General features: G+C 71.3%; 24 protein-coding genes. 17 read left to right on the top strand and 7 right to left on the bottom strand.

What is annotated here, in order from left to right; genetic code table 11:
* Positions 1-135: 135 nt before the first annotated feature.
* The 3 genes from VFW71_14345 (at position 136) to VFW71_14335 (ending at position 5,367) form a co-directional block, all read left to right on the top strand.
* On the top strand, positions 136-1,671 hold the full coding sequence (locus VFW71_14345; GenBank protein HEU5003939.1) for a choice-of-anchor D domain-containing protein: 1,536 nt from the start codon (positions 136-138) through the stop codon (positions 1,669-1,671).
* A 55-nt stretch (positions 1,672-1,726) separates the two neighbouring features.
* A complete protein-coding gene (locus VFW71_14340; GenBank protein HEU5003938.1) occupies positions 1,727-4,405 on the top strand; it encodes a glucosidase in 2,679 nt (892 codons plus the stop codon).
* Positions 4,406-4,479: 74 nt separating this feature from the next.
* On the top strand, positions 4,480-5,367 hold the full coding sequence (locus tag VFW71_14335) for an ROK family protein (protein ID HEU5003937.1): 888 nt from the start codon (positions 4,480-4,482) through the stop codon (positions 5,365-5,367).
* Between the two features lie 38 nt (positions 5,368-5,405).
* On the opposite strand, the gene VFW71_14330 is transcribed toward VFW71_14335, so the two are convergent.
* Entirely contained in the window at positions 5,406-6,320 is a 915-nt protein-coding gene (locus tag VFW71_14330; protein ID HEU5003936.1) for a DUF6159 family protein, read from the bottom strand.
* A gap of 136 nt (positions 6,321-6,456) precedes the next feature.
* On the opposite strand from VFW71_14330, the gene VFW71_14325 reads away from it, so the two are divergent.
* The gene (locus VFW71_14325) at positions 6,457-6,651 is read left to right on the top strand and encodes a hypothetical protein (GenBank protein HEU5003935.1); all 195 of its coding nucleotides are present in this window, start codon (positions 6,457-6,459) and stop codon (positions 6,649-6,651) included.
* A gap of 7 nt (positions 6,652-6,658) precedes the next feature.
* Here VFW71_14325 and VFW71_14320 read toward each other — a convergent pair whose 3' ends face one another.
* Complete coding sequence (locus VFW71_14320) at positions 6,659-7,852, bottom strand: acyl-CoA dehydrogenase family protein (GenBank protein ID HEU5003934.1); 1,194 nt, start codon at positions 7,850-7,852, stop codon at positions 6,659-6,661.
* Between the two features lie 117 nt (positions 7,853-7,969).
* Here VFW71_14320 and VFW71_14315 point away from each other — a divergent pair, with 117 nt between their 5' ends.
* Positions 7,970-8,668 (top strand): uracil-DNA glycosylase, encoded by a 699-nt coding sequence (locus VFW71_14315; GenBank protein HEU5003933.1) that lies wholly within the window; start codon positions 7,970-7,972, stop codon positions 8,666-8,668.
* Here VFW71_14315 and VFW71_14310 read toward each other — a convergent pair.
* From VFW71_14310 to VFW71_14300, 3 genes are all read right to left on the bottom strand, one after another.
* Positions 8,616-9,035, bottom strand: coding sequence for a hypothetical protein (locus VFW71_14310; protein HEU5003932.1), 420 nt, complete (start codon positions 9,033-9,035; stop codon positions 8,616-8,618). The two genes, VFW71_14315 and VFW71_14310, sit on opposite strands and share 53 nt — an antisense overlap.
* A 94-nt stretch (positions 9,036-9,129) precedes the next feature.
* A complete protein-coding gene (locus VFW71_14305) occupies positions 9,130-10,479 on the bottom strand; it encodes an FGGY family carbohydrate kinase (GenBank protein HEU5003931.1) in 1,350 nt (449 codons plus the stop codon).
* Positions 10,476-11,294: a GNAT family N-acetyltransferase gene (locus VFW71_14300; GenBank protein ID HEU5003930.1), complete on the bottom strand. Its 819-nt coding sequence runs from the start codon at positions 11,292-11,294 to the stop codon at positions 10,476-10,478. Before VFW71_14300 ends, VFW71_14305 begins: the two co-directional genes overlap by 4 nt.
* Before the next feature lie 38 nt (positions 11,295-11,332).
* Between VFW71_14300 and VFW71_14295 the strand changes: the two genes are divergently transcribed.
* Positions 11,333-12,988: a bis-aminopropyl spermidine synthase family protein gene (locus VFW71_14295; GenBank protein HEU5003929.1), complete on the top strand. Its 1,656-nt coding sequence runs from the start codon at positions 11,333-11,335 to the stop codon at positions 12,986-12,988.
* A gap of 62 nt (positions 12,989-13,050) precedes the next feature.
* Here VFW71_14295 and VFW71_14290 read toward each other — a convergent pair whose 3' ends face one another.
* A complete protein-coding gene (locus VFW71_14290) occupies positions 13,051-13,944 on the bottom strand; it encodes a S1C family serine protease (protein HEU5003928.1) in 894 nt (297 codons plus the stop codon).
* 104 nt (positions 13,945-14,048) lie between these two features.
* Here VFW71_14290 and VFW71_14285 point away from each other — a divergent pair, with 104 nt between their 5' ends.
* The 4 genes from VFW71_14285 (at position 14,049) to VFW71_14270 (ending at position 15,812) form a co-directional block, all read left to right on the top strand.
* Positions 14,049-14,333: a YciI family protein gene (locus tag VFW71_14285; protein HEU5003927.1), complete on the top strand. Its 285-nt coding sequence runs from the start codon at positions 14,049-14,051 to the stop codon at positions 14,331-14,333.
* On the top strand, positions 14,330-14,734 hold the full coding sequence (locus tag VFW71_14280; protein ID HEU5003926.1) for a helix-turn-helix domain-containing protein: 405 nt from the start codon (positions 14,330-14,332) through the stop codon (positions 14,732-14,734). The genes VFW71_14285 and VFW71_14280 overlap by 4 nt, the downstream gene beginning before the upstream one ends.
* Positions 14,735-14,922: 188 nt before the next feature.
* Entirely contained in the window at positions 14,923-15,408 is a 486-nt protein-coding gene (locus VFW71_14275; GenBank protein HEU5003925.1) for a hypothetical protein, read from the top strand.
* Between the two features lie 23 nt (positions 15,409-15,431).
* Positions 15,432-15,812 (top strand): rhodanese-like domain-containing protein, encoded by a 381-nt coding sequence (locus VFW71_14270; GenBank protein HEU5003924.1) that lies wholly within the window; start codon positions 15,432-15,434, stop codon positions 15,810-15,812.
* On the opposite strand, the gene VFW71_14265 is transcribed toward VFW71_14270, so the two are convergent.
* Positions 15,809-16,411 (bottom strand): histidine phosphatase family protein, encoded by a 603-nt coding sequence (locus tag VFW71_14265; protein HEU5003923.1) that lies wholly within the window; start codon positions 16,409-16,411, stop codon positions 15,809-15,811. The two genes, VFW71_14270 and VFW71_14265, sit on opposite strands and share 4 nt — an antisense overlap.
* On the opposite strand from VFW71_14265, the gene VFW71_14260 reads away from it, so the two are divergent.
* The 7 genes from VFW71_14260 to VFW71_14230 all read left to right on the top strand — a co-directional run bounded on the left by VFW71_14260 (position 16,410) and on the right by VFW71_14230 (position 24,252).
* Positions 16,410-17,135 (top strand): Type 1 glutamine amidotransferase-like domain-containing protein, encoded by a 726-nt coding sequence (locus VFW71_14260; GenBank protein HEU5003922.1) that lies wholly within the window; start codon positions 16,410-16,412, stop codon positions 17,133-17,135. The genes VFW71_14265 and VFW71_14260 overlap by 2 nt on opposite strands.
* Positions 17,132-17,938 carry an SDR family oxidoreductase gene (locus VFW71_14255; protein ID HEU5003921.1) on the top strand — a complete coding sequence of 269 codons (807 nt, stop codon included), beginning with the start codon at positions 17,132-17,134 and terminating at the stop codon, positions 17,936-17,938. Before VFW71_14260 ends, VFW71_14255 begins: the two co-directional genes overlap by 4 nt.
* 52 nt (positions 17,939-17,990) lie before the next feature.
* The gene (locus VFW71_14250) at positions 17,991-20,156 is read left to right on the top strand and encodes an intein-containing Rv2578c family radical SAM protein (GenBank protein HEU5003920.1); all 2,166 of its coding nucleotides are present in this window, start codon (positions 17,991-17,993) and stop codon (positions 20,154-20,156) included.
* 32 nt (positions 20,157-20,188) lie between these two features.
* Positions 20,189-21,484, top strand: coding sequence for a metallophosphoesterase (locus VFW71_14245; protein HEU5003919.1), 1,296 nt, complete (start codon positions 20,189-20,191; stop codon positions 21,482-21,484).
* A gap of 233 nt (positions 21,485-21,717) precedes the next feature.
* Positions 21,718-22,434, top strand: a complete 717-nt coding sequence (locus tag VFW71_14240; GenBank protein ID HEU5003918.1) for a hypothetical protein — start codon at positions 21,718-21,720, stop codon at positions 22,432-22,434.
* On the top strand, positions 22,425-23,051 hold the full coding sequence (locus VFW71_14235; GenBank protein HEU5003917.1) for a hypothetical protein: 627 nt from the start codon (positions 22,425-22,427) through the stop codon (positions 23,049-23,051). The genes VFW71_14240 and VFW71_14235 overlap by 10 nt, the downstream gene beginning before the upstream one ends.
* 31 nt (positions 23,052-23,082) lie before the next feature.
* Positions 23,083-24,252, top strand: coding sequence for an alpha-xenorhabdolysin family binary toxin subunit A (locus tag VFW71_14230; GenBank protein ID HEU5003916.1), 1,170 nt, complete (start codon positions 23,083-23,085; stop codon positions 24,250-24,252).
* Positions 24,253-24,263 lie beyond the last annotated feature (11 nt).

Genomic DNA, 24,263 nt, shown 5'->3' with positions numbered 1-24,263 from the left:
CGGGAAACCGGTGGATTGCCGCAACTCCTCCCCCGCCCGGGTGATACCTTGAGCCCTGGACCGAACACGGGGGCGAGGTCTGCTCACCCGAATGCGACCGGCTTCCGGGACTCCACCGTCGGAGAGGAGAACGCCGTGCCGCAACGCCCACACCGCTTCACGAGGTTCAAAAGTATCGCCGTGCTCGTCAGCGTGTCACTCGTGGCAGCCCAGGGGCTCCTGCTGGCGGCGGCCGAGACCGCACACGGCGCCACCGCCAACACCACCGCCGGGACCATCACCGAGTTCCGCCCGGCGGGGATCTCCCAGACCGCCACGAGCGACCCGCTCGGCATCACCACCGGCCCGGACGGCAACCTCTGGTTCGTCGACGCCGGCGCCAGCACGATCGGCTTCATGACGCCCGACGGCACCAGCGTGCACGAGCACGCCACCAACACGCCGAACGCCACACCCGTGGCCATCACTTCCGGCCCCGACTCGCGGCTGTGGTTCACCGAGCTGTCGGGCAGCGTCAACCAGGTGGGCCGCCAGACTGCGGCGATCCCCGGCATCCAGAACGAGTTCGGCATCAACAAGGCCAACGCCCTGCCGACCGGCATCGTGACCGGCCCGGACGGCAACATGTGGTTCACCGACTTCGGCAACGCCACCATCGGCCGGATCAACCCCAACGCCGCGGTGGGCAGCCAGGCCACCACCTTCCCGATCACCAACCCCGGGCTCGCCCCGATGGCCATCACGTCGGGCCCCAACGGCCACCTCTGGTTCACCGAGCAGGGCGGCACCGCCCCGGGCGGCAAGATCGGCGAGATGACCACCGCCGGAACCATGGTGAGTGACACCCAGGCCACCAGCGGGGCGAGCGCCGGCATCGCCGGCATCACCGTCGGCCCGGACGGCAACCTGTGGTTCACCGAGCAGAGCGCCGGGATCATCGGGATGATGACCCCGCAGCACGTGGTCCACGAGTTCCCGAGGATCGCCGGCACCCCCGCCCCCTCGGCGATCACCGCCGGGTCCGACGGTGCGCTGTGGTTCATCGACCAGGGCAACAACGCCATCGGCCGGATCACCACCGGTGGCACGGTCAGCGAGTTCCCGGTGCCCACCCACAACGCCTTCTCGCCCCGGGTGCAGCCCACCGGCATTACGTCCGGGCCGAACGGCAACATCTACTTCACCGAGAACGACCAAGCGGCCGCCATTGGCGAGGTCAGCGTGGGCGTCGGGGGCGCCGGCCAGGTCCAGGCATCGCCGACCAGCATCAACTTCGGCAGCCAGACCGTGGGCTCGAGCAGCTCGCCCCAGACCATCACGCTGTCCAACGGGACGACGTCGACCGTGACCCTCAACCCGGTGACCCTGGGCGGGACCAACCCGGGTGAGTTCGCCCTGGCCACCGACGGATGCAGCGGGGCGACGCTTCCCGGGGGCCAGAGTTGCTCGGTCAGCGTGTCCTTCGCCCCCAACACCACGGGCACGTTCTCGGGCAGCGTCGGGTTCTCCGAGGCCGGCGGGGGGTCCCAGTCCGTGGCCCTCTCCGGGACCGGCGCCTCGCCCAGCGGCGGTGGCGGTGGCGGCGGCGGTTGCTCCGGCGGCCTTCTCGGCGGCCTTCTCTCCCTGATCCAGAACCTGCTGCACGCGCTCGGTCTCGGCTCCGGCTGTTAATAGCGAGCCCTTAGGCGGAGCCGAGGCACACCGGCTGGCGGAAGCTGACGCCGGTGTGCCTTGGCGCCGCTGGGGGCCGTACCTGGCTGAGCGCGCCTGGGGGACCGTCCGGGAGGACTACAGCGCCGACGGCGACGCCTGGGCCTACTTCCCGCACGATCACGCCCGTTCCCGGGTCTACCGCTGGAACGAGGACGGGATGGCGGGTTTCTGCGACGACCGCCAGTTCCTGTGCCTGGCCCTCGCCCTCTGGAACGGCGCCGATCCCATCCTGAAGGAGCGCATGTTCGGCCTCGCCGGGCCCGAGGGCAACCACGCCGAGGACGCCAAGGACTACTGGTTCTTCCTCGACGGCACGCCGACGCACTCCTGGATGCGGTGGCGCTACCTGTACCCCCAGGCACTCTTCCCCTTCGGCGACCTGCTGGCCGAGAACCGGCGCCGGGCCCGCTCGGATGCCGAGCACGAACTGCTCGACACCGGGGCCTTCGACGGCGGGTACTGGGAGGTGACCGCCGACTTCGCCAAGGCCGATCCGGAGGATGTCTGCCTCCGCATCCGGGCGACCAACGTGGGCGACGCCCCCGCCACGCTCCACATCATCCCGACCCTCTGGCTGCGCAACACGTGGGCCTGGGGCCGGGACCGGCGGCGGGCGACCCTGCGGGCCGGCCAGGCCCACCAGAGCCGACAGTCCCACCAGGGCCGAGGGTCCCACCAGGGCCGAGAGCCCCGCCAGGCCCACCAGGGCCGCAGTGGCACCATCGTCTGCGAGGGCCACTCCTGGCTCGGCCCCCGGATGTGCGCAGCCGCGTCGCCGGATGCCGGCGAGGGGCGGCTCCTGTTCTGCGAGAACGAGACCAACGCCGCCCGGCTCTGGGGGGCGGCCGCCTCGCCCCGGTACCCGAAGGACGGGATCCACGACCACATCGTCCGGGGGGCAGCCACGGTCAACCCCGACAAAGTGGGGACCAAGGCAGCGGCGTGGTTCACGGCGACCGCCGCCGCCGGGGCGACCGTCGAGGTCCGGGTCCGCCTCACGCCCGCCCCCGACGGGCCGGATGCCGGGGAGGCCCCGCCCGACCTCGGCCCGGGGTTCGAGGAGGTCATGCGCGTGCGGGAGGCCGAGGCCAACGAGTGGCACGCCGGGCTGGCCGCCCGGGTCGGCCGCCTGCCCGACGGCGCGGCCCCCGTCCTGCGCCAGGCGGCGGCGGGGATGCTGTGGTCCAAGCAGTACTTCCACTACGACGTCGCCCACTGGCTGGAGGGTGACCCGGGCTGCCCACCACCACCGCCCGGGCGGGGCGAGATCCGCAACGGGTCATGGCGCCACCTGTCCAACTCCGACGTGATCTCGATGCCCGACACCTGGGAGTACCCCTGGTACGCCTCCTGGGACCTCGCCCTGCAGTGCATCGCCCTGGCGCACCTGGATCCCGGCTTCGCCAAAGACCAGCTGGTGCTGCTGTGCCGGGAGTGGTTCATGCACCCCAACGGCCAGGTCCCGGCCTACGAGTGGAACTTCTCCGACGTCAACCCCCCGGTGCTGGCTTACGCCGCCCTCCGGGTGTGGGACCTGGACGGCAGGCGGGACTTCGACTTCCTGGAGCGCATGCTGCACAAGCTGGCCATCAACTTCACGTGGTGGGTGAACCGGGAGGACCCCACCGGGACCAACGTGTTCGCCGGCGGCTTCCTCGGGCTGGACAACATCGCCCCGTTCGACCGGTCGAAGCTCCCGCCGGGCATGACCCTGGAGCAGGCCGACGGCACCGGCTGGATGGCGTTCTCGGCGCTGACCCTGATGGCCCTCGCCCTGACCCTGGCGGCCAACGACCCGACCTACGAGGACCTGGCCACCAAGTTCTTCGAGCACTTCACCTACATCGCCGTCGCCCTCGACGCCCAGGGCCTGTGGGACGAGGAGGACGGGTTCTTCTACGACCTCCTCCGGCGCCCCGAGGGGCCGCCCGAGCGGGTACGGGTGCGGTCGATGGTGGGTCTGATCCCGCTGCTGGCGGTGGGGGTGCTGGAGCCCGAGACGCTCGAGGCCCTGCCCGGCTTCCGGGCCCGCATGGAGTGGTTCGAGTGGCACCGCCCCGCCTACCGGTCGGCCGTCGGCCACAGCCGGATCCCGGGCCACCAGGACCGGCGGCTGCTGTCGATCGTGTCCCCCGAGCGCCTCGTGCGCATCCTCGGGCGGCTGCTCGACGAGGAGGAGTTCCTGTCGCCGCACGGCATCCGGGCGCTCTCCCGGTGGCACGCCGAGCACCCCTTCCGGCTGCGCATCGACGGCATGGAGGCTGCCGTCGACTACGAGCCCGGGGAGTCGCAGAGCGGCCTGTTCGGGGGCAACTCCAACTGGCGGGGGCCGGTGTGGTTTCCGCTCAACCACCTGATCATCGCCGCCCTGCGCCACTTCGACGCCTTCTGCGGGCCGGGTTTTACCGTCGAGTACCCGACCGGCTCGGGGGTCCAGGCCACCCTCCGCCAGGTGGCCAACGACCTCTCCCGCCGGCTGCTCGGGCTGTTCACCGAGAGCCCTGACGGCCGGCGCCCGGTCCACGGCGGCGTCAGCCGCTTCGACGAGGATCCCCGCTGGCACGACCTCATCCCCTTCCACGAGTACTTCCACGGGGACACCGGCGCCGGGCTGGGGGCGTCGCACCAGACCGGTTGGACCGGGCTGATCATCGACCTGCTGCTCCACAAGCCAGCGGCCGGTCTCCCCTGACCGGAACCTGCTGCGGGATCGAGATCGGGACGAATCGGTCAGGCAGCGGCGGGACCACCTGGTAGGGTCAGGGCATGAGCACCCCTGCCGAGCCTCCGCCCACAACCCCCGCCAAGCCCCCGGCCAAGGCTTCCGCACGGCGCACAGCGGCACCCCCGAAGGTGGCGGGGCCGGCGGCGCCCGCCGCAGTCCCCGTCGAGGTGGCCAGCGCCGTCCCGGTGCCCGTCACCGGGGCCACGACGCTCGCCATCGATATCGGTGGGACGGGGATCAAGGCCTCGGTGCTCGACGCCGGGGGAGTCATGCTCGTCGACCGGGTGCGGGTGCCCACGCCCTACCCGCTGCCGCCCGACCGGCTGGTCGCCACCCTCGTGAAGCTCGTGGGTGCGCTGCCGGCATTCGACCGGGTCTCGGCCGGCTTCCCGGGCATGGTGCGGGGCGGCGTGGTGCTGTCCAGCCCGCACTTCGTGACCGCCAGCGGCCCGGGGACCAAGGTGGTGCCCGACCTGGTGAAGGCCTGGCAGCGGTTCGACCTCGCCGCCGCACTCACCCTCGCCCTGGGCAAGCCCGCCCGGGTGGCCAACGACGCCGACCTGCAGGGGGCCGAGGTGGTGTCCGGCAAAGGGTTGGAGGTGGTGATCACCCTCGGGACGGGCCTCGGCACCGCCCTCTTCGACAACGGCCACCTGCTGCCCCACATGGAGCTGGCCCACCACCCCTTCCGGAAGGGCGAGGACTACGACGAGCAGGTGGGCGAGGAGGCCCGCAAGCGCATCGGGGACAAGAAGTGGAGCAAGCGGGTGGCGCGGGCGGTGCAGACCATCGACGCCCTGCTCTTCTTCGACCACCTCTACGTCGGCGGCGGCAACAGCCACCGGCTGACGGTGGAGCTGGGCGACCGGGTCACCATCGTCGACAACGTCGCCGGCATCACCGGTGGCATCAAGCTGTGGGACGTCTAGCGCTGCTCTCGAACCTCCTCCTCTAGAACCCTCCTCCTCTAGAACCCACCCCCGCTGAAGCCGCCCGGGCCCTTGAGCCCGCCGAAGCCCCCACCCAGCCCGCGGCCACCGGAGCGCGGCATCCGGCGGGGGCGGAAGGCCCCGCTGAGGTCGCTCTCGCGGAACGGGCCGGACAGCGCCCCGGTGGTGGCGTAGCGGTACAAGGCGGCGTTGAAGATGCCCGACATCACCGACCCGAGGCTGAAGACCGCCAGCAGGCCGACGGCGCCCACCGCGATCCCGATGGCGGTCGCCCCGGTGGCGGCGATGGCGACGGCGGCCATGATCGGGAGCAGCATCAACAGGAACAGGGCGAGGCCGATGGAGCCGTTGCCCACAAACTGCTCGCCCCAGCGCTGCTTGAACAGGGAGCCCGAGCGCTTCACCGATCCGAAGACACCGAAGTCCTCGTAGAGCAGCACGGGCACCACGAAGAACGTGACGACCCCCCAGGCCACGCCCACCAGGAAGATGGCGATGCGCCCGAAGATGCCCGCCTTCTGCTCCAGCGCCCGCAGCACGAGCCCGACAGTGGCGGAGACGACTGCCCAGCCCAGGATCTTGTGGATCTTGCTGAAGGCGATCCCGAAGGCCTCGGAGAGGGTCGGGTCGCCGCCCTGGAGGCGGATGGTGGCGGCGGCGACCACCGCCGAGCTGAAGAAGATCCCGATGGCATACACCGCCACGTAGTAGATCGCCAGGAGCAGCCACTGCACGGCGTTGAGACCGTGGCTGGCCGAGGTGGAGTTGAGCGTCACGTGGCCGATGCTCGCCACGCCGCCCAGCAGCGGGATGGCGGCCAGGACCATGCACAGCATGGCGAGCAGTGGCAGCACCAGCAGCTCCTTGTCCTGCCTCAACACGTCCCAGCTGGCCCGGAGGATCCGGAAGCTCCGCTCCCATACCCCGCCCATCGCACGCCTCCTTCTAGGGGTGACTACTCCTCCTCACGATATCGGCGGAATCTGTGACTGCGTTGAGGAGGCCGGGTCCCTCGGGTCCCCCATATGGTCGATGTGCCGGGCTAGCCCGGGCGCCGATACCTACGGTATGGGCGAGGGACGCCGGCGGATGCGCAGGGTTCTCTCCGGAGACCGGGGGGCCATGCGCCACATCGCCCTTCTTGCGCTGGTCAGCGCATCGCTGGTGTTGATCGTGAACTGGAACGGCACAGTCGGGTGCGGGTTCCGGGACACGGCGGCCAAGATCCCCTACCTCGCCGACGGGTCGAACCTGGCCTGCTAGAAGCGGGTTAGTCGCCCGCCAACGCCCGGGCGATCACCAGCCGCTGGATCTCTGAGGTGCCTTCGAAGATCGTGTAGATCTTGGCGTCCCGGTACCACTTCTCGACCGGGAAGTCGCGGATGTAGCCGTAGCCGCCCAGGACCTGGACTGCCCGCTCGGTCACCCGGACGGCCACCTCGGCCGCCTTCAGCTTGCTCATCGATCCCTCGGCGTGGACATAGGGCGCCCCCGAGGCCCCCATCCAGGCGGCCCGGTAGGCCAGGAGGCGGGCGGCGTCGATCTCGGTGGCCATGTCGGCGAGGATGTTGCCCACCGACTCGTGCTCGATGATGCGCTTGCCGAACTGGGTGCGCTGCTTGGCGTAGTCGAGGGCGAACTCGAAGGCGGCCCGGGCGATGCCCACCGCCGAGATGCCCACCAGGGGCCGGGTGACCTCGAAGGTGCGCAGAGCCGAGGACGCCCGGCCGCTGGACTGCCCGGACCGTGCCCGGGCCAGCCTGGCCTCGAACTTGTCGATGCCCCCCAGGATGTTGTCGACCGGGATCCGGACGTCGTCGAGGAGCAGCTCGGCGGTGTGCGAGGCCCGGATGCCCAGCTTCTTCTCCTTCTTGCCTTGGGCGAAGCCGGGCGTGTCCCGGGGGACGATGAACGAGGCCTGGCCCCGGTGGCCGAGCTCGGGATCGACGGTGGCCACCACGATGTGGATGTCGGCCAGGCCCCCGTTGGTGATGAACACTTTGCGGCCGCTGATGACCCATTCGTCGCCTTCCCGGCGGGCCCGGGTGCGGAGGCTGGAGACGTCCGAGCCGGACTGCGGCTCGGTGACGGCGAAGGCGGCGATCTGCGGGTCGTCGGGCGTGCCGATCATGCGGGGCGCCCAGGTTTGCAGCTGGTCCGGCGTGCCGCCGCTCCACAGGGCCATGAGCGGGAGACCGGTGCCGCTGATGGCGAGGGCGATGCCGGCGCAGCCCCAGTACAGCTCCTCCATGATGAGCGGCAGGGTGAGCCCGCTGGTGTCGCCGGCGGCCTGGTAGTAGACGTCGAGGGAGTAGAGGCCCACCTGGGCAGCCTTCTTCAGCACCTCCCAGGGGAACTCCTCGGTCTCGTCGTAGTAGGGCGCGACCGGCCGGATCTCCTTCTCGGCGAACTCGTGGGCCCACTTCTGCAGGTCGCGCTGCTCCTCCGTGAGGCCGAATTCCATGCCGCTCCCCTCTCTGTCCGTCTCTGCCCGGCTCTGCCTGACTCTTCTGGGCTCTGCCCAGGGTTCGTTGCGCCAGTCCAGGATCGCGCTTTGCTGCTGTGGGAGTCTGCGGCGGTCATGGACGAGGGGCTCCCGGCGATCTCGGCGGCGGTGGTGTCCTGCCGGCGCTGCCCCCGGCTGGTGGCCTGGCGGGAGGCGGCCGCCGCTGCGCCGCCCGCCCGGTTCCGGGGCCAGACCTACTGGGCGCGCCCGGTGCCCGGCTTCGGCGATCCCGCCGCCCGCCTGCTGATCGTGGGGCTCGCCCCGGCGGCCAACGGCGGCAACCGGACCGGGCGGATCTTCACCGGCGATCCCTCGGGCGACTGGCTGTACCGGGCGCTGCACCGGGCGGGCTTCGCCAACCAGCCCACATCCCGGTCCACCGACGACGGCCTGGTGCTGACCGACTGCTACGTCACCGCGGTGGTCCGCTGCGCCCCGCCGGACAACAAGCCGCTGCCCGAGGAGCGGGACCGCTGCCTGGGCTACCTGTCCGCCGAGCTGGCGGCCCTGCCGTCGGTCGAGGTCATCCTCGCCCTGGGCGGTTTCGGGTGGGACGGGGTGCTGCGTGCCCTGGGCGAGCGGGGCCGGGGGCGCCCGCTGTTCGGGCACGGGGCGGTCGCCCCGGTGGGGGCGGGACGCTACCAGCTGCTGGGCTCGTACCACCCCTCACAGCGCAACACGGCCACCGGGCTGCTGAGCGAGGCCGCCTTCGACATGATCTTCACGACGGCCCGGCGGATGCTGGGCCTCCCGGGCCAACCCATGAGGGGTTGACATCTTCGGCCTCGGCCTGCTCGGCCGCGGCGGCCGGCGGGAGCAGGGGAGGCCGGGGCCGGGCGGGGACCCGGGAACCGCCCGGGGGGTCATCGCCCTTCGGAGGCTCCTCGTACAACCGGTCGCCGCACGGCGGGTCGTAGAAGCGCTGGAGCTCGGCGGTGATCTGTTCCCGCATCGAGCGGGTCGGGCAGCGCAGGAAGGCGGCGACGGCAAGTGCCTCCCGGGAGCCGGCGAACTGCACCCAACAGCCGGCGAACTTGCTCTCCCAGGGGAAGCCGTCACCGGCCAGGTTGTCGCTGTGATCGATGTGCAGCACCGTCCCCGGCTCCGGCTCGGTGGCGAACTGGGCGCCCGCCCCGGCCAATACAACGGCGTAAATGGCGCCCTGATCCGGGACCCTCCAGGTGGTCAGCGGGAACGGCCCTTCGAAGGCGTACCCGACGACCCCCCGAGACGGATCACACCCCAGGATCGCGTGCCTCGGCGGCGGGCGCCATCTCGGGCTCGGGCGCGTCCGATGCTTCCGTCCACCACCCCGCCGCCACGCCCGCCAGCACGGCTGCGCCCCGGGCGGCGGCGTAGTCGCCCGACCGGGCGTCGGCGAGGCGGGCCAGCGGGAGCCCGACCGCCGCGGTCTTCGCCTGCAGCCACGGGATGCTGCGTGAGCCGCCGCCGATCACCACGACCCGGTCCGCCTGCGCCAAGGCCCGCACCCGGTGGACGGTCTCGGCCGTCCGGGCCGCCAGCGCTTCGAGGAGGCCCCGCCACACGGCCCCCGGGCTCGCCTCCGGGAGGGCCACCTCGGCACCTGACTGCAGCACGGGCAGCAAGGGAGCGGCCTCGATGGGCTGCGCCCCCAGGGCGAGGGCGTCCAGTTCTGCGAATGAGCACCCCAGGAGCCCGGCGGCCCGGGTGAGGATCACCCCGGCCCGGGCGGCGCCCCCCATCACCGTCCACCCGGCGCCCCCGAGCGACACCGACACTGGCGTCCGGCGGTGCAGGGCCACCCGCAGGTCGGGCCGCCCGGCGGCGGTGCCCACGACGGTCTCGGCGGTGCCGACCGAGTTCACCAGGTCGCCCGGCCCCGCTCCGGCCCCGAGAGCCCCGGCGAGGTGGTCATGGCCGGCCAGCGTGACCGGGACGCCCCCGGGGACGCCGAACGCCGCCGCCGCCTCCGCCGTCACCCGCCCCATCGTGCTCCCGGCCGGGCGGACCGGCGGGAAGACCGTCGTCGAGAACCCCGCCGCCCCGGCGATGTCCTCCAGCCACTCCTGCTCCAGGACGTCCCAGCAGCCGGTCCGGGAGGCCAGGGAATGTTCGGTCGTCTCGGCCCCGCTCAGCCGCCACAGGCAGAGTTCCGGCACACCGAGCCACCGGGCAGGTTCGGGGCAGCCGTGCTCCCTCAGCCAGCCGAGCTTGGCCACCGTCGACACCGGTCGGGGGCGCTGGCCGGTGCGCAGGCCGATGGCGTCGCCGAAGGCAGCCTCCAGGTGCTCGCTCACCTCCGCACCTCGGGGGTCGTGCCAGGCAATCACCGGTGCCAGCGCCAGGCCGCGGGCGTCGAGCGGGGCGCCGCACTCGGCCATGCCGCAGATGCCGATGGCGGACACATCGGCGACCGCCAGGCCGAGTTCCTCGATGACGCCGGCGAGCCCCGACCACAGTGCGTCGAGGCCCATCTCGGTGCCGGCCGGGGTGTCGGCGAACGGCGTCGGAACCGCTGCCCCGGCCTGCGCCGCTCCGCTGCGGTCGATCAGCAGTGCTTTGCACCGGGAGGTCCCGATGTCGATGCCCAGCAGGAGGCTCACAGGGCCCTCTGGGCGGCGCACGCCGTGCCCAACCGGCGGAAGCCCACGCTGGCGTACAGCCGGGCGACCCGGGGGCCCTGGGCGGTGAGCAGGAGGGTCGTGACGCCGTGCCCGCCGGCGTGGCGGGCGAGGAGGGCGGTGAGCGCCCCGGCCAGGCCCCGCCGCCGGGCGGAGGGCAGCGTGGCCACCGCCAGCACCTCGGCGGTGTCGCCCACGGGGTGGTAGGTGGCGGTGGCCACCACCCCCTCGCCCGGGAGCTCGGCCACCGCGGTGACGCTCGCCCCGCTGAGCAACCGGTAGCGGAGGTGGGCGGCCAGCCCGGGTGCCAGGGCCGCGGCGGCCCGGTCCCGGTGCGCCGGACCCTCCCCGCCCGGGTCGGTGCCACCGGCCTCGAAGGACACCTCGGCGACGGCCCGGGCGGCCACCACCGCATCCTCCAGAGGGTCGAGCACCCGCAGCGTCGCCGGGGCGGGGTCCGGGGACTCGACCCGGGCGGGATCGGCGACCATCAGGGGGTGGGTGGTCACCGACCAGCCGCTGACCGCTGCCATCCGGGCCAGCTCGGGGCGCACCTCGGCGATCCATTCGAGGGCCGGGTCGACGCCCGCGTCCCCGAAGCGCGCCAGCACCTCGGCAATGTCTTCGGTCCACAAGCTGCGCTTCAGGTCCGACCGGGGCCGGGCGTAGTAGGGCCAGGGCGCCCGGCTGAGGAAGAGCCGGAAGGCGTCGGTCTCGACCAGATCGGAGTCGATCCGGGGGGCCAGGTCGAGGTAGGCGTCGGCGGCGACCAGCTCGCCGGTGGGCAGGGGGGCCATGCGGGGGAGCGTAGCCCCCGTCCCGCTACCCTGGCGCCGTGGATGCAGACAGCGGAGCCCGCGGAGCCAGCGGCGAAGGGAGCGCAGCCTGCGGCGAAGCGACGGTCCAGGGGGTCGATCGGCTCCGGTCAGAGCTCGGGGTGCAGTTCGCCCCGGTCCGGCGGCTGCTGCGGATCCTCGGCGATGCCTCCGGTGCGGTGACCCTCGGCGAGCTGGTGGAGGGCAGCGGCGTGCCCCACCGCCGGGTGGTCGAGGTGCTCGAGGGCCTGGGCGTCGCCCCGGCGTCGGGCGCGGTGGGACCGCTGGAGCCGGACGCCCGGGCGGCGCTGCGCTCCGCCATCGCGGTGGGCACGGCACCGCGGGCCCAGGAAGTCCACATGATCCTGGAGGAGATGGCCGCCACCCGGCCGCCGTCGGTGTGGAACCTGGATCACGTCCCGGCGACCACTGCCACCATCCTCGCCCGGGCCGAGTACCTGCTGGAGCACTACGAGCTGGCGGGGGCACGCCTCGTGATGCTCGGCGACCACGACCTCACCGGCGTTGCCACCGCGCTCCTGGCGCCGCGCGCTCAGGTCACCGTGGTGGACATCGACCAGCGCCTGCTGGAGCACCTCGACGGCGTCAGCGACCGGCTGGGTCTCGGACTCCGGTTGGTGGCGGCCGATCTCCGCCTGGGTCTTCCGGCATCGGTGGCCGGCAGCGCCGACCTGGTCTTCACCGATCCTCCCTACAGCCAGGAGGGCATCGAGCTGTTCGTGCGCCGGGGGGTCGAGACCCTGGGCGAGCGCCCGGGGGCATCGCTGCTGTTCTGCTACGGCGTGAACGACCGGTCGCCCGACCGCCTCATATCCGTCCAGGAATTCCTGACCCGCCAGCACCTGGTGCTGGAGGCCCTCCTGCCCGGCTTCAACCGGTACGAGGGCGCCCACGCCATCGGGTCCAGCAGCGCCCTGTGGGTGTGCCGTCCGACGCGTCGTACACGACCCGCCCTGCAGGCGCTGGCCCGCAAGGCGGCGGACCCCCGCATCTACTCCCGGGGGGCGGCCAGCACGCAGAGCGCCGCCCAGTCGTTGCCGCCGCCCGTAGCGGAGGCCCTTGCCGCCCGGGAAGGCGCGGGGGAGTGGGTGCGGGCGCAGGATCTCCTCGAAGCTGCAGGGGAGTCGCCGGCGAAGCGGTGGCCGGCTGAACTGATCGTCGATCTCGGCCACCACTTCGGTGCCTCGGCGGGCCGGGTGCTGATGGCGGCGCCCGGGCGCTCCCAGGTGGCGCTGGTGGGCGATGCCCGGGCCCTCGCCGTGATCCAGGGCGAGCCGTTCCGCCGCCTCGTCACCGCCCGCTTCGCCCTGGAGGTCGCCTGCCCGGCCGCCCGGGACGGGATCGGACTCCTCATCGCCCTCCCGGTGCGTCCCGATGCCTCCCGGGATGCCGCCGGCTGGGTGCTGGCCTGGCTGCAGGACCACCTTTCAGCCCGGCTGCGCAACGCGTGGCGCGAAGGCCTCTGCGCCCTCGGCGAGCGCCAGGGCACCCGGTGCACGAAGAACGAGGCCAGGGCGCTCATCGAGGCGGTCGGGATGCGCCCCGGCGAGCTGGACGGTTCCCTCCTGGAGCTGCCCGCCCACCGCCTGCGGGCACTCATCGAGGGGGTCGAGCAGACGGTGGGCCAGCTCCGGTCTGGGAAACCAGCTCGATAGCGATGGCGCGATGTATCAACTATGGAGACATCGCGCCACCGGTCAGCCCGTGCGTCGGCCGGCTACCCCGCGTCGGGCAGCGTCAGGGTGACCGCCCGCTCCTCGGCCCCCCGCACCACGGTGAGCTGCAGGGTTGCGCCCGGCGCGAGGGCCTCCATGGCGTTCTGCAGGTCTTCCACGGTGGCAAGGCCCTTGCCGGCCGCAGCGACGATGTAGTCGCCCTGCTGCAGGCCGGCGGCCGCACCGGCGCCGCCCTCCTCGACCTCCCGCACCAGGAGGCCGTCCCGCTCCGGCAGGCCGACCGCCTGGCGCAGCCTGCGCGCCATCCGGCCGGGGATGATGCCCAGGCCGAGGCGGGGCCGGTAGGGGGCCTCGCCCCGCCCGAGGGCGGCGACCCGGCGGGCCAGGTCCTCGTCGGCGGGCAGCGCCTGGTAGAAGCCCTCGCCCGCCCGGTTGGTGTTGATGCCCAGCAGCTTGCCGGTGGCATCCACGATCGGCCCGCCCGAGGATCCGTGCGCCATCGGGGCGGTGTGCTCGACGGTCCCGGCGATGGTCCGGCCCCGGGGACCCCGGAATGCCCGCCCGACTGACGAGACGAACCCCTGGGTCACCCGGAGTCCCCGGCCGCTGCGGTTGGCGAGGGCGAAGACCGGCGTGCCCAGCCCCACTGCCGCCTCCGACCACGCCAGGGCCGGTGCATCGCCGGTGCCCACCGCAATGACGGCCAGGTCGCCCTCGATGTCGACGCCTTTGACGGTGCCCACCTCACTGTGCCCCTCGGGGAACACCACAGTGACCTCCCCGCCCCGCAGGTTGTGGGCATTGGTGAGCACCGTGCCCTCCCCGAGGACAATCCCGGATCCCCGGCCGCCGCCACTGCCGATCCCGACGACCGACGGCCCGGCCGACGCCGCCACGGCCGCCACTGCTTCCTGTACCTCGTCCAGCACACCCATCGCCCGCCTCCTCACTAGTAACTTGCAAGTTAAAAGCTACCACGCCGCAAGGCGCGGGTCGGAGGGCAAGCAGGTATGCCCCAGGCCCGGGCGATACTGGGCGCATGAAGTACGTCCTGCTCTACGAGTCATCGCCCGAGGCCCGGGCGCGGGCGGCGGAGCACTTCCCGGCCCATCGGGCCCGCTGGTCCACCGCCCACGAGGCGGGCGATCTCCTCATGATCGGGCCCTTCGCCGATTCCGCGGGCGGTGCCATGGCGGTGTTCACCAGCCGGGAGGCAGCGGAGGCCTTCGCCGCAGACGACCCCTTCGTCATTCACGGGGTCGTCGCCACCTGGGAGATCCGGGAATGGCGCGAGGCACTGGTGCCCGAGGGAGACCAACGATGAGCACCCCGCTCGAGTCGGCGGTGGCCCGGGTGGGGGACCGCTGGACGATGCTCATCGTCGAGGCTCTGCTCGCCGGCCCCCGCCGGTTCAACGATCTCCAGGAGGCATTGCCGGGCATCGCCCCCAACATCCTGTCCCAGCGCCTGAAGGCCCTGGAGCGGGACTTTCTCGTGCTGGCCGAGCCCTATTCCGACCGCCCCGCCCGGGTGGCCTACCGGCTGAGCGAGCAGGGCCAGGACCTGGCCGGGGCGCTCCGCCTCCTGGGTGACTGGGGCGCCCGCCACGCCGGCGGCGAGGGGCCGCGCCACGAGACGTGCGGGACGGCGATGGAGTCCCGCTGGTACTGCCCCACTTGCGGGGTGCTTGTCGAGGAGGCCGAGCCCGACGTGCGCTTCGTCTGACCGGAAGCCCGCCGCAGTGGCCATCGACGGCTTCTACCGGGGGAGGCCATGCCGCCTGACGTCGAGTTCGACCTCGATGGAGGAGCCGGACGGCGTCGCCTGGCTCCGTGCCCGGTTGGCCGAGCGGGGGCCACGATCCGGTAGGGTTCCCCGCAAAACAGCGGAGCCGGAAGGCGGAGCGCCAGTCCATGGACATCGAGGAGTTCTACGCGGCCGACAAGGCCCGGCGGGAGGGAGACGACAACTCCTTCGGCATGGACTGGACCGACGCCACCCGGCCCCACAACACGTTCGACCTCTACTGGAACGACCGCTCGCACGAGCTGTACCTGATGGCGAAACCGGTGAACAGCCCGTGGCTGGGCTACGTGAAGGAGGCCCTCCTCACCGACATCCGGGAGCTGGAGTGGGTCGAGCACCACATCGTCGGTGCCGCCGAGCACCTCATCCATCCCCGCCACATCCAGGCCAAGACCGGTTCCGAGAAGCCCGAGGCGCCCGACCACTGGAAGGACGCTCTGGCCGAGGAGCTGGCGGTCGAGGTGCTCGGGGTGATCCCGACCCTCGACCAGGCAGATGCCGTCCTGCAGGGCTGGAAGGTGGCCATGCCCCAGCCCGACAGCATCGCCTGGCTGCGGGCCCGGCTGGAAGAACAGGGTATCGCTCCTCAGTAAACTCAATGGAGGAGGTGGTCGCCGTGCCCAGCTTGGACGACATGGTGCATGAAGCCCGCTCCCGCGTGCGGGAGGTCTCGGCCGATGAGGCGAAGGCGATGGTGGATTCCGAGCCCGGGGCGCTCATTGTCGACGTCCGTGAGCCCCACGAGTTCGACATGGGCCATATCCCGGGCGCCATCCTGGCCCCCCTCGGCCGGGTCCGTGACCTGGGCGACGCCCGTAGCCCGATGGCCCTCGCCGAGCTGACCGCCGCCACCGGGAACCTCGTGGTCACGCAGTGTGCCACCGGCAAGCGGTCGATCGTCGCCGCCGACATCCTCCAGAAGCTGGGCTACGCCAACGTGGTGTCGATGCGGGGCGGCTTCTTCGGGTGGGCCCGGCTGGGCCTGCCGATCGACTAAGACCCCGGCCCGCCGACCTCCTGATATTCGGTCCGCACCCAGCGGTCGTCCTCGAAGACCAACGTCGTGACCGACCCCCGGGCACACGGGACCTTGGCCAGCCAGGGACGCAGCCGCCTCCCCTCGATGGCCAGCCGGCCCACCTGGATCGGGGTCATGTGAGAGACGACCACCGACTCCTCACCCGGATGGGCAAGCCGGACCGCGGTGATCCCACGAACCATCCGTGCAGCGACCTCGCGGTAGGGCTCGCCCCAGGTGGGGTGGAAGGGGTTGACGAAATAGCGCACGTTGGTGACCACCAGCATCACCCGGCTCTGCACGGGCCGGCCCTCCAGGTGGGTGTAGGCCTCGATGATCTCCGGGCTGGTCTGCACGTCGATTTCGTGGGGGCTGGCGATGGCCGCCGCGGTCTCCTGCGCCCGCTCCAGCCGGCTGGCGTACACCGCGGCCAGGCGGTGGCCGGCGAAGAACTCGCCCAGCTTGGCCGCCCGCGCCCGACCGGCGGCCGACAGCGGGTAGCCGTCCAGCAGGCCGTACCAGATGTTGGCGGGGTTCTCGACCTCGGCATGGCGCACGAGGTGGACGACGGTGGGCATGGCCGATCAGGGTAGCGGCAACCCAGCCCAACCCGGGCCGATCGCCCTGGTGGGCGGGGCGGAGTGGACGCCGCCCGCCCGGGGGCTCGACGCCTGGCTCCTGGAGCGGTCGGGCGGCGGCCAGGTGACCGTGGTCCCCACCGCGGCCAAGGACCACCCCGATATGGCGGTGGCGACGGCCCGGCGTCACTTCGCAGCCCTCGGCGGTGCTGTGCAGGCAGCGATGGTGGTCACCAGGAGCGACGCCGAGGACCCGGCCGCCGCCGGTCTGTTCACCGCCGCCCGGTTCATCTACCTGTCGGGCGGCGACCCCGGGTACCTCGCCGAGACGCTGCGGGGCACGGCTGCATGGGAGGCCATCGTCGGCGCCTGGCGGGGTGGCGCCCTGCTGGCCGGCTCCAGCGCCGGGGCGATGGTGCTCTGCGCCCGGATGCTCCGGCCGGGCTCGACCGCCACCGAGGCGGGCCTGGGCCTTTTCGCAGGCCTCATGGTGCTGCCCCACTTCGAGCACTGGCCGCCCCGGCTGGGCAAGGTGGGTCGCGTGCTCGCTGGCCAGGAGGTCCGGGTCCTGGGTATCGATGAGTGCACCGGCCTGGTGCTCGACGGTGACACCCGGCGGGTGCTCGGGGCCGGCGGGGTGCACGGTTTCGGTGTGGAGGCGGGCGGGTTGGCGCCACGGTGGGCCGCCCAGGCGCCCGCCGAGCTTGCGGGGGGCGGGCTGTGAAGGGATTCGACTGGGCGGGTGCCACGGTCCTGGTGACCGGGGCCTCCAGTGGCATCGGCCGGGAGACCGCCCTGGCCGCCGCCGCCCGGGGTGCCCGGGTGATCGTCCTGGCCCGCCGGGCAGACGCCCTCAAGCTGCTCATCGAGGAGATGGGCGGCGACCCTCACCTGGCGTTCGTGTGCGACGTCGGCGACCTCCAGCAGGTGCGCGACGTCGCCGAACTGGTGGCCGAGCACATCGACCACCTCGACGTCCTGGTCAACAACGCCGGCATCCGCTCGGCCGGGCCGCTCAGCCAGACGGACTCCGAGGACATGGAGCGGGTGGTGCGCACCAACCTCCTCGGCCCGATGTTCTGCACCCGGGAGTTCCTCGACCTGTTGCTGGCCGCCCCCCGGTCCGCCGCCACCCCGGTGGTGGTGAACCTGGCGTCGGTGGCGGGGCGGATCGCCATCCCGCGCTCGGCGGACTACACGGCATCGAAGTTCGGGCTCGTCGGGCTCACCGAGGCCCTCTGGCACGACCTGCCCCGTCTCGGCGTGCGGGTGATGATGGTGAACCCGGGACCGGTGGACACCGAGGGCTTCCCGATGACCCGGGTGAAGGCGCTGCCCGGCCTGGCGTGGGCGATCATGGAGCCCGAGCGGGTGGCCCGGGCGCTGCTGCGGGGCGTCGAGCGGCGGGCGTACGAGGTGTGGGTGCAGTGGTGGTTCCACCCGGTGGCGTCGGCGTCGTTCGTGGCGGGTTCGGCCCGCCGCCGGGTGGCGGCCCGCCTGGCACGGGAGATCCCGCTCGACTTCTGATCGCCGAAGACGCGCCTCGCGGGTGGGCGAACGAATGTTCTAGACTGTCACCATGCGCTGGGACAACTTGCTGGCGGCAGAGTCCGCCGGCGCCACGGGGGACGCCGGCGAGGAGGCTGGGACGGCCGTCCTGCCCCTGTTCCCGGGCGAGGCCATCGTCCGGCGCTTCGAGACGCCCCAGTTCCGGGGGCTGACCTTCTACGAGGTCGCCGCCAAGAGCATCATCAACCACGTCCCCGGCGACCGGTTCGGCTTCAACTGGACGATCAATCCGTATAGGGGGTGCTCCCATGCCTGTGCCTACTGCCTGGCGGGTGACACGCCCATTCTTCTTGCAGACGGTCGCACAAAGGCCATCAAAGATATAGCGGTGGGGGATCTCGTTTATGGCACCATCACAAACGGCCATTACCAACGATACGTGCCTACGCCCGTGCTCGCCCACTGGGCCAGCGAGAAACCGGCCTTTCGGATCCGCCTTGAAGACGGGACTCAGATCATCGCTAGCGGTGAACACCGCTTCCTAACGGAGCGGGGGTGGAAGTACGTCACGGGAGCCGAATGCGGCCCAGGTCGCCGCCCATTCCTAACGGCGAGCAATAGGTTGATTGGAATCGGCCAGTTCGGACAGGCTCCCAAGGAAAGCATGGATTATCAAGTGGGCTATCTCTGCGGAATGATCCGCGGCGACGGTACCCTCGGCAGCTACCGATACGAGCGTCCAGATCACGCTGCCGGTAATGTTCATTGCTTTCGGCTTGCTTTGGGTGATGTCGAAGCTCTGGAGCGAACCCAACGATATTTGGCCAACCTCGGTGTCCCAACCACAAAATTCCTGTTCCAGATGGAGACCGAGAGGCGAAAACCCGTTCACGCTATCCGGGCCCAGTCCCGTTCCGCAATCGAGCGAATCAGATCGGCGATCGCTTGGCCTGAAGAGCCTGCCCTCGAATGGACCTGCGGATTTTTGGCCGGCATCTTCGACGCGGAGGGCAGCTTCAGTGGATCACTGCGCATTGCCAATGCCGACGATGCAACCATCAATGCCGTCGGTCAAGGCCTTCGGAGGCTCGGACTCCCCTTCATTGTCGAGGACGGGGGCCGGCCCAATCGTGTTCGATCCGTCCGTCTCCTTGGAGGGCTCCCTTCGTGCCTCAAGTTCTTTATCCGCACCGACTCGGCGATTACTCGGAAGCGCACCTTCCACGGTCAGGCCGTGAAGAGCAAAGCCCGCTTGGGCGTCCTGGCGGTCGAGCCCTTGGGCCTCGTGCTGCCCATGTACGACATCACAACAGGCACCGGCAACTTTATCGCCAACGGGGTGATTAGCCACAATTGTTTCGCCCGGCCCACGCACACCTACCTCGACTTCGACGCCGGCCGGGATTTCGAGACGAAGATCGTCGTCAAGATCAACGCCGCCGAGCTCCTGCGCCGCACCCTCCGCAAGCCGACCTGGCAGGGGGATCTCATCGCCATGGGGACCAACACCGACCCGTACCAGCGGGCCGAGGGTCACTACAAGCTCATGCGGGGGATCCTGCGAGAGCTCAACGGCGCCCGCAACCCCTACTCCATCCTCACCAAGGGCACCCTGATCCAGCGGGACCTGGACCTGCTGGTCGAGGGGGCGGCGGTGACCCAGATGGCGGCCAACTTCTCGGTCGGGACCGTCGACGAGGAGGTCTGGAAACGGGCCGAGCCGGGCACCCCGCACCCGCGCAAGCGCCTCGAGGTCGTGGCGAAGCTCAACGAGGCGGGCATCCCGTGCGGCGTGCTGATGGCCCCGATCCTGCCGGGCATCTCGGACCGTCCGGAGCAGCTCGAGGCCACGGTCCGGGCGGCCGCCGAGGCGGGCGCCACCCACATCACGCCCATCACGCTGCACCTGCGCCCGGGGGTGAAGGAGGAGTTCCTGCCGTGGCTGGCGGAGCACTACCCGGACCTGGTCGGGACCTACGCCCAGCTGTACCCGAAAGCCAACGCCCCCAAGGCCACCGGGGAGGCGATCGGCATCGCGGTCGCCGGGCTGCGGCGCCGGTACGGGGCCAGCGGCAGCGGGCCGAGCGGTGGCCGGGGACCCCGGAGTCCGGCGCCAGTCCCCGATCCCGCTCCCCCCGAACCCGCAAGTGAGCAACTGGCGATGGACCTGGGGACAGCCGGGCCGAGGAAGGCACCCGGCAGGATCCTGGCCCGCCCGAGGGGCGGTGCGGGGTAGCGACAATCCGGCCCGTGGTAGCGTCCTTCGCCGTGACGTTCGACGAGGAGCTCACCCTCTCGCTGTGGGTGGGCGAGGCCGCTCGGTCCACCGTTCTCGGCATGCGGGGCCACACCGCGGCCTCGGTGCGCGCGTCGGGCCGGGCCCGCATCCTGGCCACCCGGTGCTCGGAGCTGGGCCTCGCCCTGCCCGCGGGCTACGTCGGCGAGCACGCCCGCTGGATGGGCGACGTCGCCGGGACCGTCGAGGAGACCGGGGCCCTCGGCGGCTTTTTCCTCCAGCGCATGGGGGCGTACGTGGACCTGCACAGCGAGGCGGTCCTCCCCAAGGGGTACTGGTCCCGACTGGTGGAGCTGGGTGTGCCCGACTCCCAGGAGGTCGAGGAGGCGCTCAACCGGGACGGCATCCCGCTCTCGCCTCCGCCCGAATGGCCGCAGGCACCGCGGGCTGAGGCGCCCGGGACGGTGCACACCCGGATCGGCATCATCGGCGACCCGCACGTGGGATCGGTCCGGGGCGACGCCTTCTTCCCCCCGCTCATCGAGGCGCTGAACAAGCAGGCGGTGGACGCGTCGGTGTCGGTGGGCGACCTGACCCAGAACGGTGAGGCCGATCTCTTCCTCCGGGTGCGGGAGGGTCTGGAGGCGCTGGACGCCCCTTGGTGCGTGACCCTCGGCAATCACGACATGTGGGGTGGCAACACCCCGAACGCCGTCGGACTGGAACGCTACCGGGCGGCGTTCGGCCGGGAGCCCTACGGCGAGTTCCGCACCGAGCGGGTCCGGCTCCTGCTGGTGAACTCGGCCGACCCCAAGCCGTCGCCCTTCCCCCCCTTCGACCTGCTCACCGGCAAGTTCGCCGAGGCCCCGCACGAGTCGGTCCCGGGCGGCACGATCTCCGCCGAGGTGGCCGAATGGGCGGCCGCCCAGACGGCGGAGGGGCCGACATTCATCGTCCTACACCACCCCCCGCACCCCTACCTGGGCTTCCCGGCGCTGGTGTTCGGCCTGGACCAGCCCTCCACCGAGGTGCTCGCCGACCTCGCCATCCGCACCAAGGCCTGGGGGATCATCTGCGGCCACACCCACCGCTGCGCCCGCTCCGAACTGGCCGGCGTGCCGGTGCTCGAGGTGCCGTCGCCCAAGGAATGGCCGTTCGGGTACGGGATGCTGGAGGTGTCGGACGAGGGCTGGGCCTACAACCTGCTGCCCGCTGGCACCGAGGAGCTCATCACCCAAGCCAGCTTCGGCGCCAACGCCGTCATCCGGCGCTACGCCCGCGGACCGGACGACGCCCGGGCATTCGCCACCACCGTTCCACAGGGCTGAGCCCGGGGCGACTTCCCCGGCGGCTTCCCGTCCGACCCACCGAAAAATCACGCCGCAGCCTAGAAACCTTCTGCAAGGTATGTTACCGTTGCCGCGTCGTTAGGCGGGGACGCCTGAGTGGCGTCGGTAGCGCGCTGAACCCGGAAGGAATCGTTCATGCCTATTCAGGCGTGCCTGAAAAACAATGCTTTCGGCACCGGGGACGGCAGACGTCCAGGCAGGCACGACCCCCGGTGACCGTCCTGGCGGATGAGGCCGTCGCTGCGGTGCTCGTGGTCCCGGAGAACGACTGGACGGCGATCAGCAAGCGGGTGGGCCTGGCGGCGCTGGCGAGCGACATCGCATCGTCCATCCAGGTGTACCTGCCGCACTTCGGCGACCTGGTCGCCGCGTCGGCGATCTGGGCCAGCACCACGTTTCCGGGCATCGTCGATGAGTCCCGGTTGCTGGCGAAGTACTGCAGCCAGGCCCAATCCGCCTTCGGCGAGCTGAGCAGATCGCTGCAGGGCCTGGGGCCCAACGACCCCCTGCCACCCGCGGTGCGCACCGAGGCGCAGGGGGTGATCGAGAACCTGGCGGCCTCGACCGCGGTGCAGGACGGGACGTGCAAGGCCCTGTTCGCGGCTGTGCTTACGTTCACGACGGTGAACCAGACCGTCGATGGCGCGATCGCCGAGTACGCCCGGCGCCTGGGACCGGACTGGGCCGCCATCACCGCATCGACCGCGGCGGTGAACCAGGCCACCGGGCGGGTGCTGGGCGGCTGGCAGGCGATCACCGATGACATCGGTGCCATCGCCCGGGGTCAGGTGCCGGTGACCACTGCCTTGCTGCTGGGGCTGGGCATCGACGAGGCCATCCGGGAGTGGGCGGCGCTGGAGCGCGCATGCGCCGACTTTGCCCGCCTGGCCGACGGGCAGGCGGGCTACCTCAACGGGTCATGGCTGTGATCCTGGCCGACGCCCTCGGGGCGGCGGAGGCCGGTCCGCTGCTGACCGCCGAGCTGCTCCCGCTCAACAACAAGGGGAAGCTCCGGGTCACCTACAACTGGCTCTACTCCGCACTCAACTGCGACCCAGGCGATGCCACGAGGTTCTCCTGGACGCTCACCAAACTGGACCAGACCCAGGTGTCGCTGTCCCCGACCGATCAGTACCGCGGCATGACGCTGTTCGCCAGCGTGCGGGATGACTGGGACTGGTTCGTGCAGGTGCAGGCCCCACGCTCGGCCGACTGGATCAAGGCGGTGGGCGGGGACGAGCGCATCACTCTGGTGGGCGACGACCTGCTCATCGTGGGACTCCAGGGATTCAACAACCAGGCCATCGCGGTGGACGCCGCCCTCTCGGTGCACGACAACCACAGCGGCTACCGGCTGCGCAGCGTGGGGTCGGCCGATCCGAAATCGAGGCTGTTCTTCGTCGGGGTCACCCAGGTGCTGCAGGTCGGCCTGCGGATCCCGACGCTCGCCCAACTGACCCCCGAAAACCTCCGGGAAATCCTCGGACCACATGGTCTGGGCGACGACCCGGACGTGCTGAAGGGCATCGCCGCATTGCAGGGATAGCAGGAAGCGTTCATCGAGAAAGGGGTCCGCCGTGACGTCGCAACTCAGCATCGCACCCGGGGCCATTGCCGTTCCCGGGACCGAGGGGGGTCCGGGATTCGCCTTGTCCAAGCCAGAGTGGATCGCGGTCCAGACCTTCGTCACCAACGGTCTTGCTCTTCCTACCAACGACACCGAATTCCGCAACTCGCTGGGAGCAGGTGCCCCCTCGAGCCTCGCCGACTTCCAGCGCCTGATCACCTGCTACCAGTCGATCTACGGGCACTGCACCACGTGGCAGGGTGACACCTTCCCCAAGTCCGTCACCCTGGCCAGTGAGGTGTACGAATACGGCACCAGCAAGGCACCTGTCTTCTACCCACCCATCCTCAAGGAAGCCGACATCCTGAGCAAGAACCCCGGTGACGACGGCGCCAAGGAGGCCCTGAAGGCGATCCTGGACAACCTGAGCCAGACCGCGGGCGGCTATGCCACCCGGGCGGCGGACGTGCAGAAGGACATCCAGGCGTTCGCTGACGGGACGGCAGCGGATCAGACCACGCTGATCGGCCCGGACGGCCAGGGCGGGCTGCTCAAGTATTACAACGACAAGTACGGCTCCGCGAGCGCCGAGGTGGAGGCGCTCACGAAGGACATCGCCGCTCAGCGCATCGTCCTCCAGTCCGCCAACGACGAGTACGACCACGACGTCATCGTGGCTGCCACGACGCCCACGTACGCCTGGGTCTGGCCCATCGGCACGATCGCGGCGGCCGTGGTGGCCGGCATCTACGGCGACAAGGCGGTGAAGGCCCGGGAGCGGGCGCAGGCGGCGCAGGGCAAGATCGACACCCTGACCGACCAGCTGACGGCCGATGCCAACCTGATGACCGCCATCCATTCCGCCACCTTCGGGCTGACCTCGATCTCCGGCAATATCGCCGCCGCACTGCCGGTCATCCAGAAGATCCAGGGCGTCTGGGGCGGGATCGCCGACGACCTGAAGGCCATCGTGCGCCTCATCGACGTGGACATCCGCCAGGTCCCCCCGATCATCATGGGCCTCGGCGTCGACGAGGCGATGAAGGCGTGGTTCAACGTCGCCCAGGCCGCCAACGCCTACCGCCTCAACGCCTACGTCACCGAGCAGCCGGGGGCCGAGAGCATGGCCTTGTGGAAGGTGCGGACCCAGCTGAGCTCGGCCCGGCTGCGCGCCGCCTAGGAGGGGGACCC

It is taken from the genome of Actinomycetota bacterium (genome assembly GCA_035765775.1).
In the GTDB taxonomy this organism is placed as follows: Bacteria; Actinomycetota; CADDZG01; order JAHWKV01; family JAOPZY01; genus DASTWV01.
This window is presented reverse-complemented; position numbering and strand designations above follow the sequence as displayed.

Excerpts from the sequence above, each read along its gene's own strand:
- VFW71_14320 (HEU5003934.1), bottom strand. The coding sequence starts at position 7,852 with ATGGAATTCGGCCTCACGGAGGAGCAGCGCGACCTGCAGAAGTGGGCC.
- VFW71_14285 (HEU5003927.1), top strand. The coding sequence starts at position 14,049 with ATGAAGTACGTCCTGCTCTACGAGTCATCGCCCGAGGCCCGGGCGCGG.
- VFW71_14335 (HEU5003937.1), top strand. The coding sequence starts at position 4,480 with ATGAGCACCCCTGCCGAGCCTCCGCCCACAACCCCCGCCAAGCCCCCG.
- VFW71_14265 (HEU5003923.1), bottom strand. The coding sequence starts at position 16,411 with ATGCCCACCGTCGTCCACCTCGTGCGCCATGCCGAGGTCGAGAACCCC.
- VFW71_14235 (HEU5003917.1), top strand. The coding sequence starts at position 22,425 with ATGGCTGTGATCCTGGCCGACGCCCTCGGGGCGGCGGAGGCCGGTCCG.
- VFW71_14300 (HEU5003930.1), bottom strand. The coding sequence starts at position 11,294 with ATGGCCCCCCTGCCCACCGGCGAGCTGGTCGCCGCCGACGCCTACCTC.
- VFW71_14290 (HEU5003928.1), bottom strand. The coding sequence starts at position 13,944 with ATGGGTGTGCTGGACGAGGTACAGGAAGCAGTGGCGGCCGTGGCGGCG.
- VFW71_14260 (HEU5003922.1), top strand. The coding sequence starts at position 16,410 with ATGGCCGATCAGGGTAGCGGCAACCCAGCCCAACCCGGGCCGATCGCC.
- VFW71_14315 (HEU5003933.1), top strand. The coding sequence starts at position 7,970 with ATGGACGAGGGGCTCCCGGCGATCTCGGCGGCGGTGGTGTCCTGCCGG.
- VFW71_14325 (HEU5003935.1), top strand. The coding sequence starts at position 6,457 with ATGGGCGAGGGACGCCGGCGGATGCGCAGGGTTCTCTCCGGAGACCGG.
- VFW71_14275 (HEU5003925.1), top strand. The coding sequence starts at position 14,923 with ATGGACATCGAGGAGTTCTACGCGGCCGACAAGGCCCGGCGGGAGGGA.
- VFW71_14280 (HEU5003926.1), top strand. The coding sequence starts at position 14,330 with ATGAGCACCCCGCTCGAGTCGGCGGTGGCCCGGGTGGGGGACCGCTGG.
- VFW71_14330 (HEU5003936.1), bottom strand. The coding sequence starts at position 6,320 with ATGGGCGGGGTATGGGAGCGGAGCTTCCGGATCCTCCGGGCCAGCTGG.
- VFW71_14250 (HEU5003920.1), top strand. The coding sequence starts at position 17,991 with ATGCGCTGGGACAACTTGCTGGCGGCAGAGTCCGCCGGCGCCACGGGG.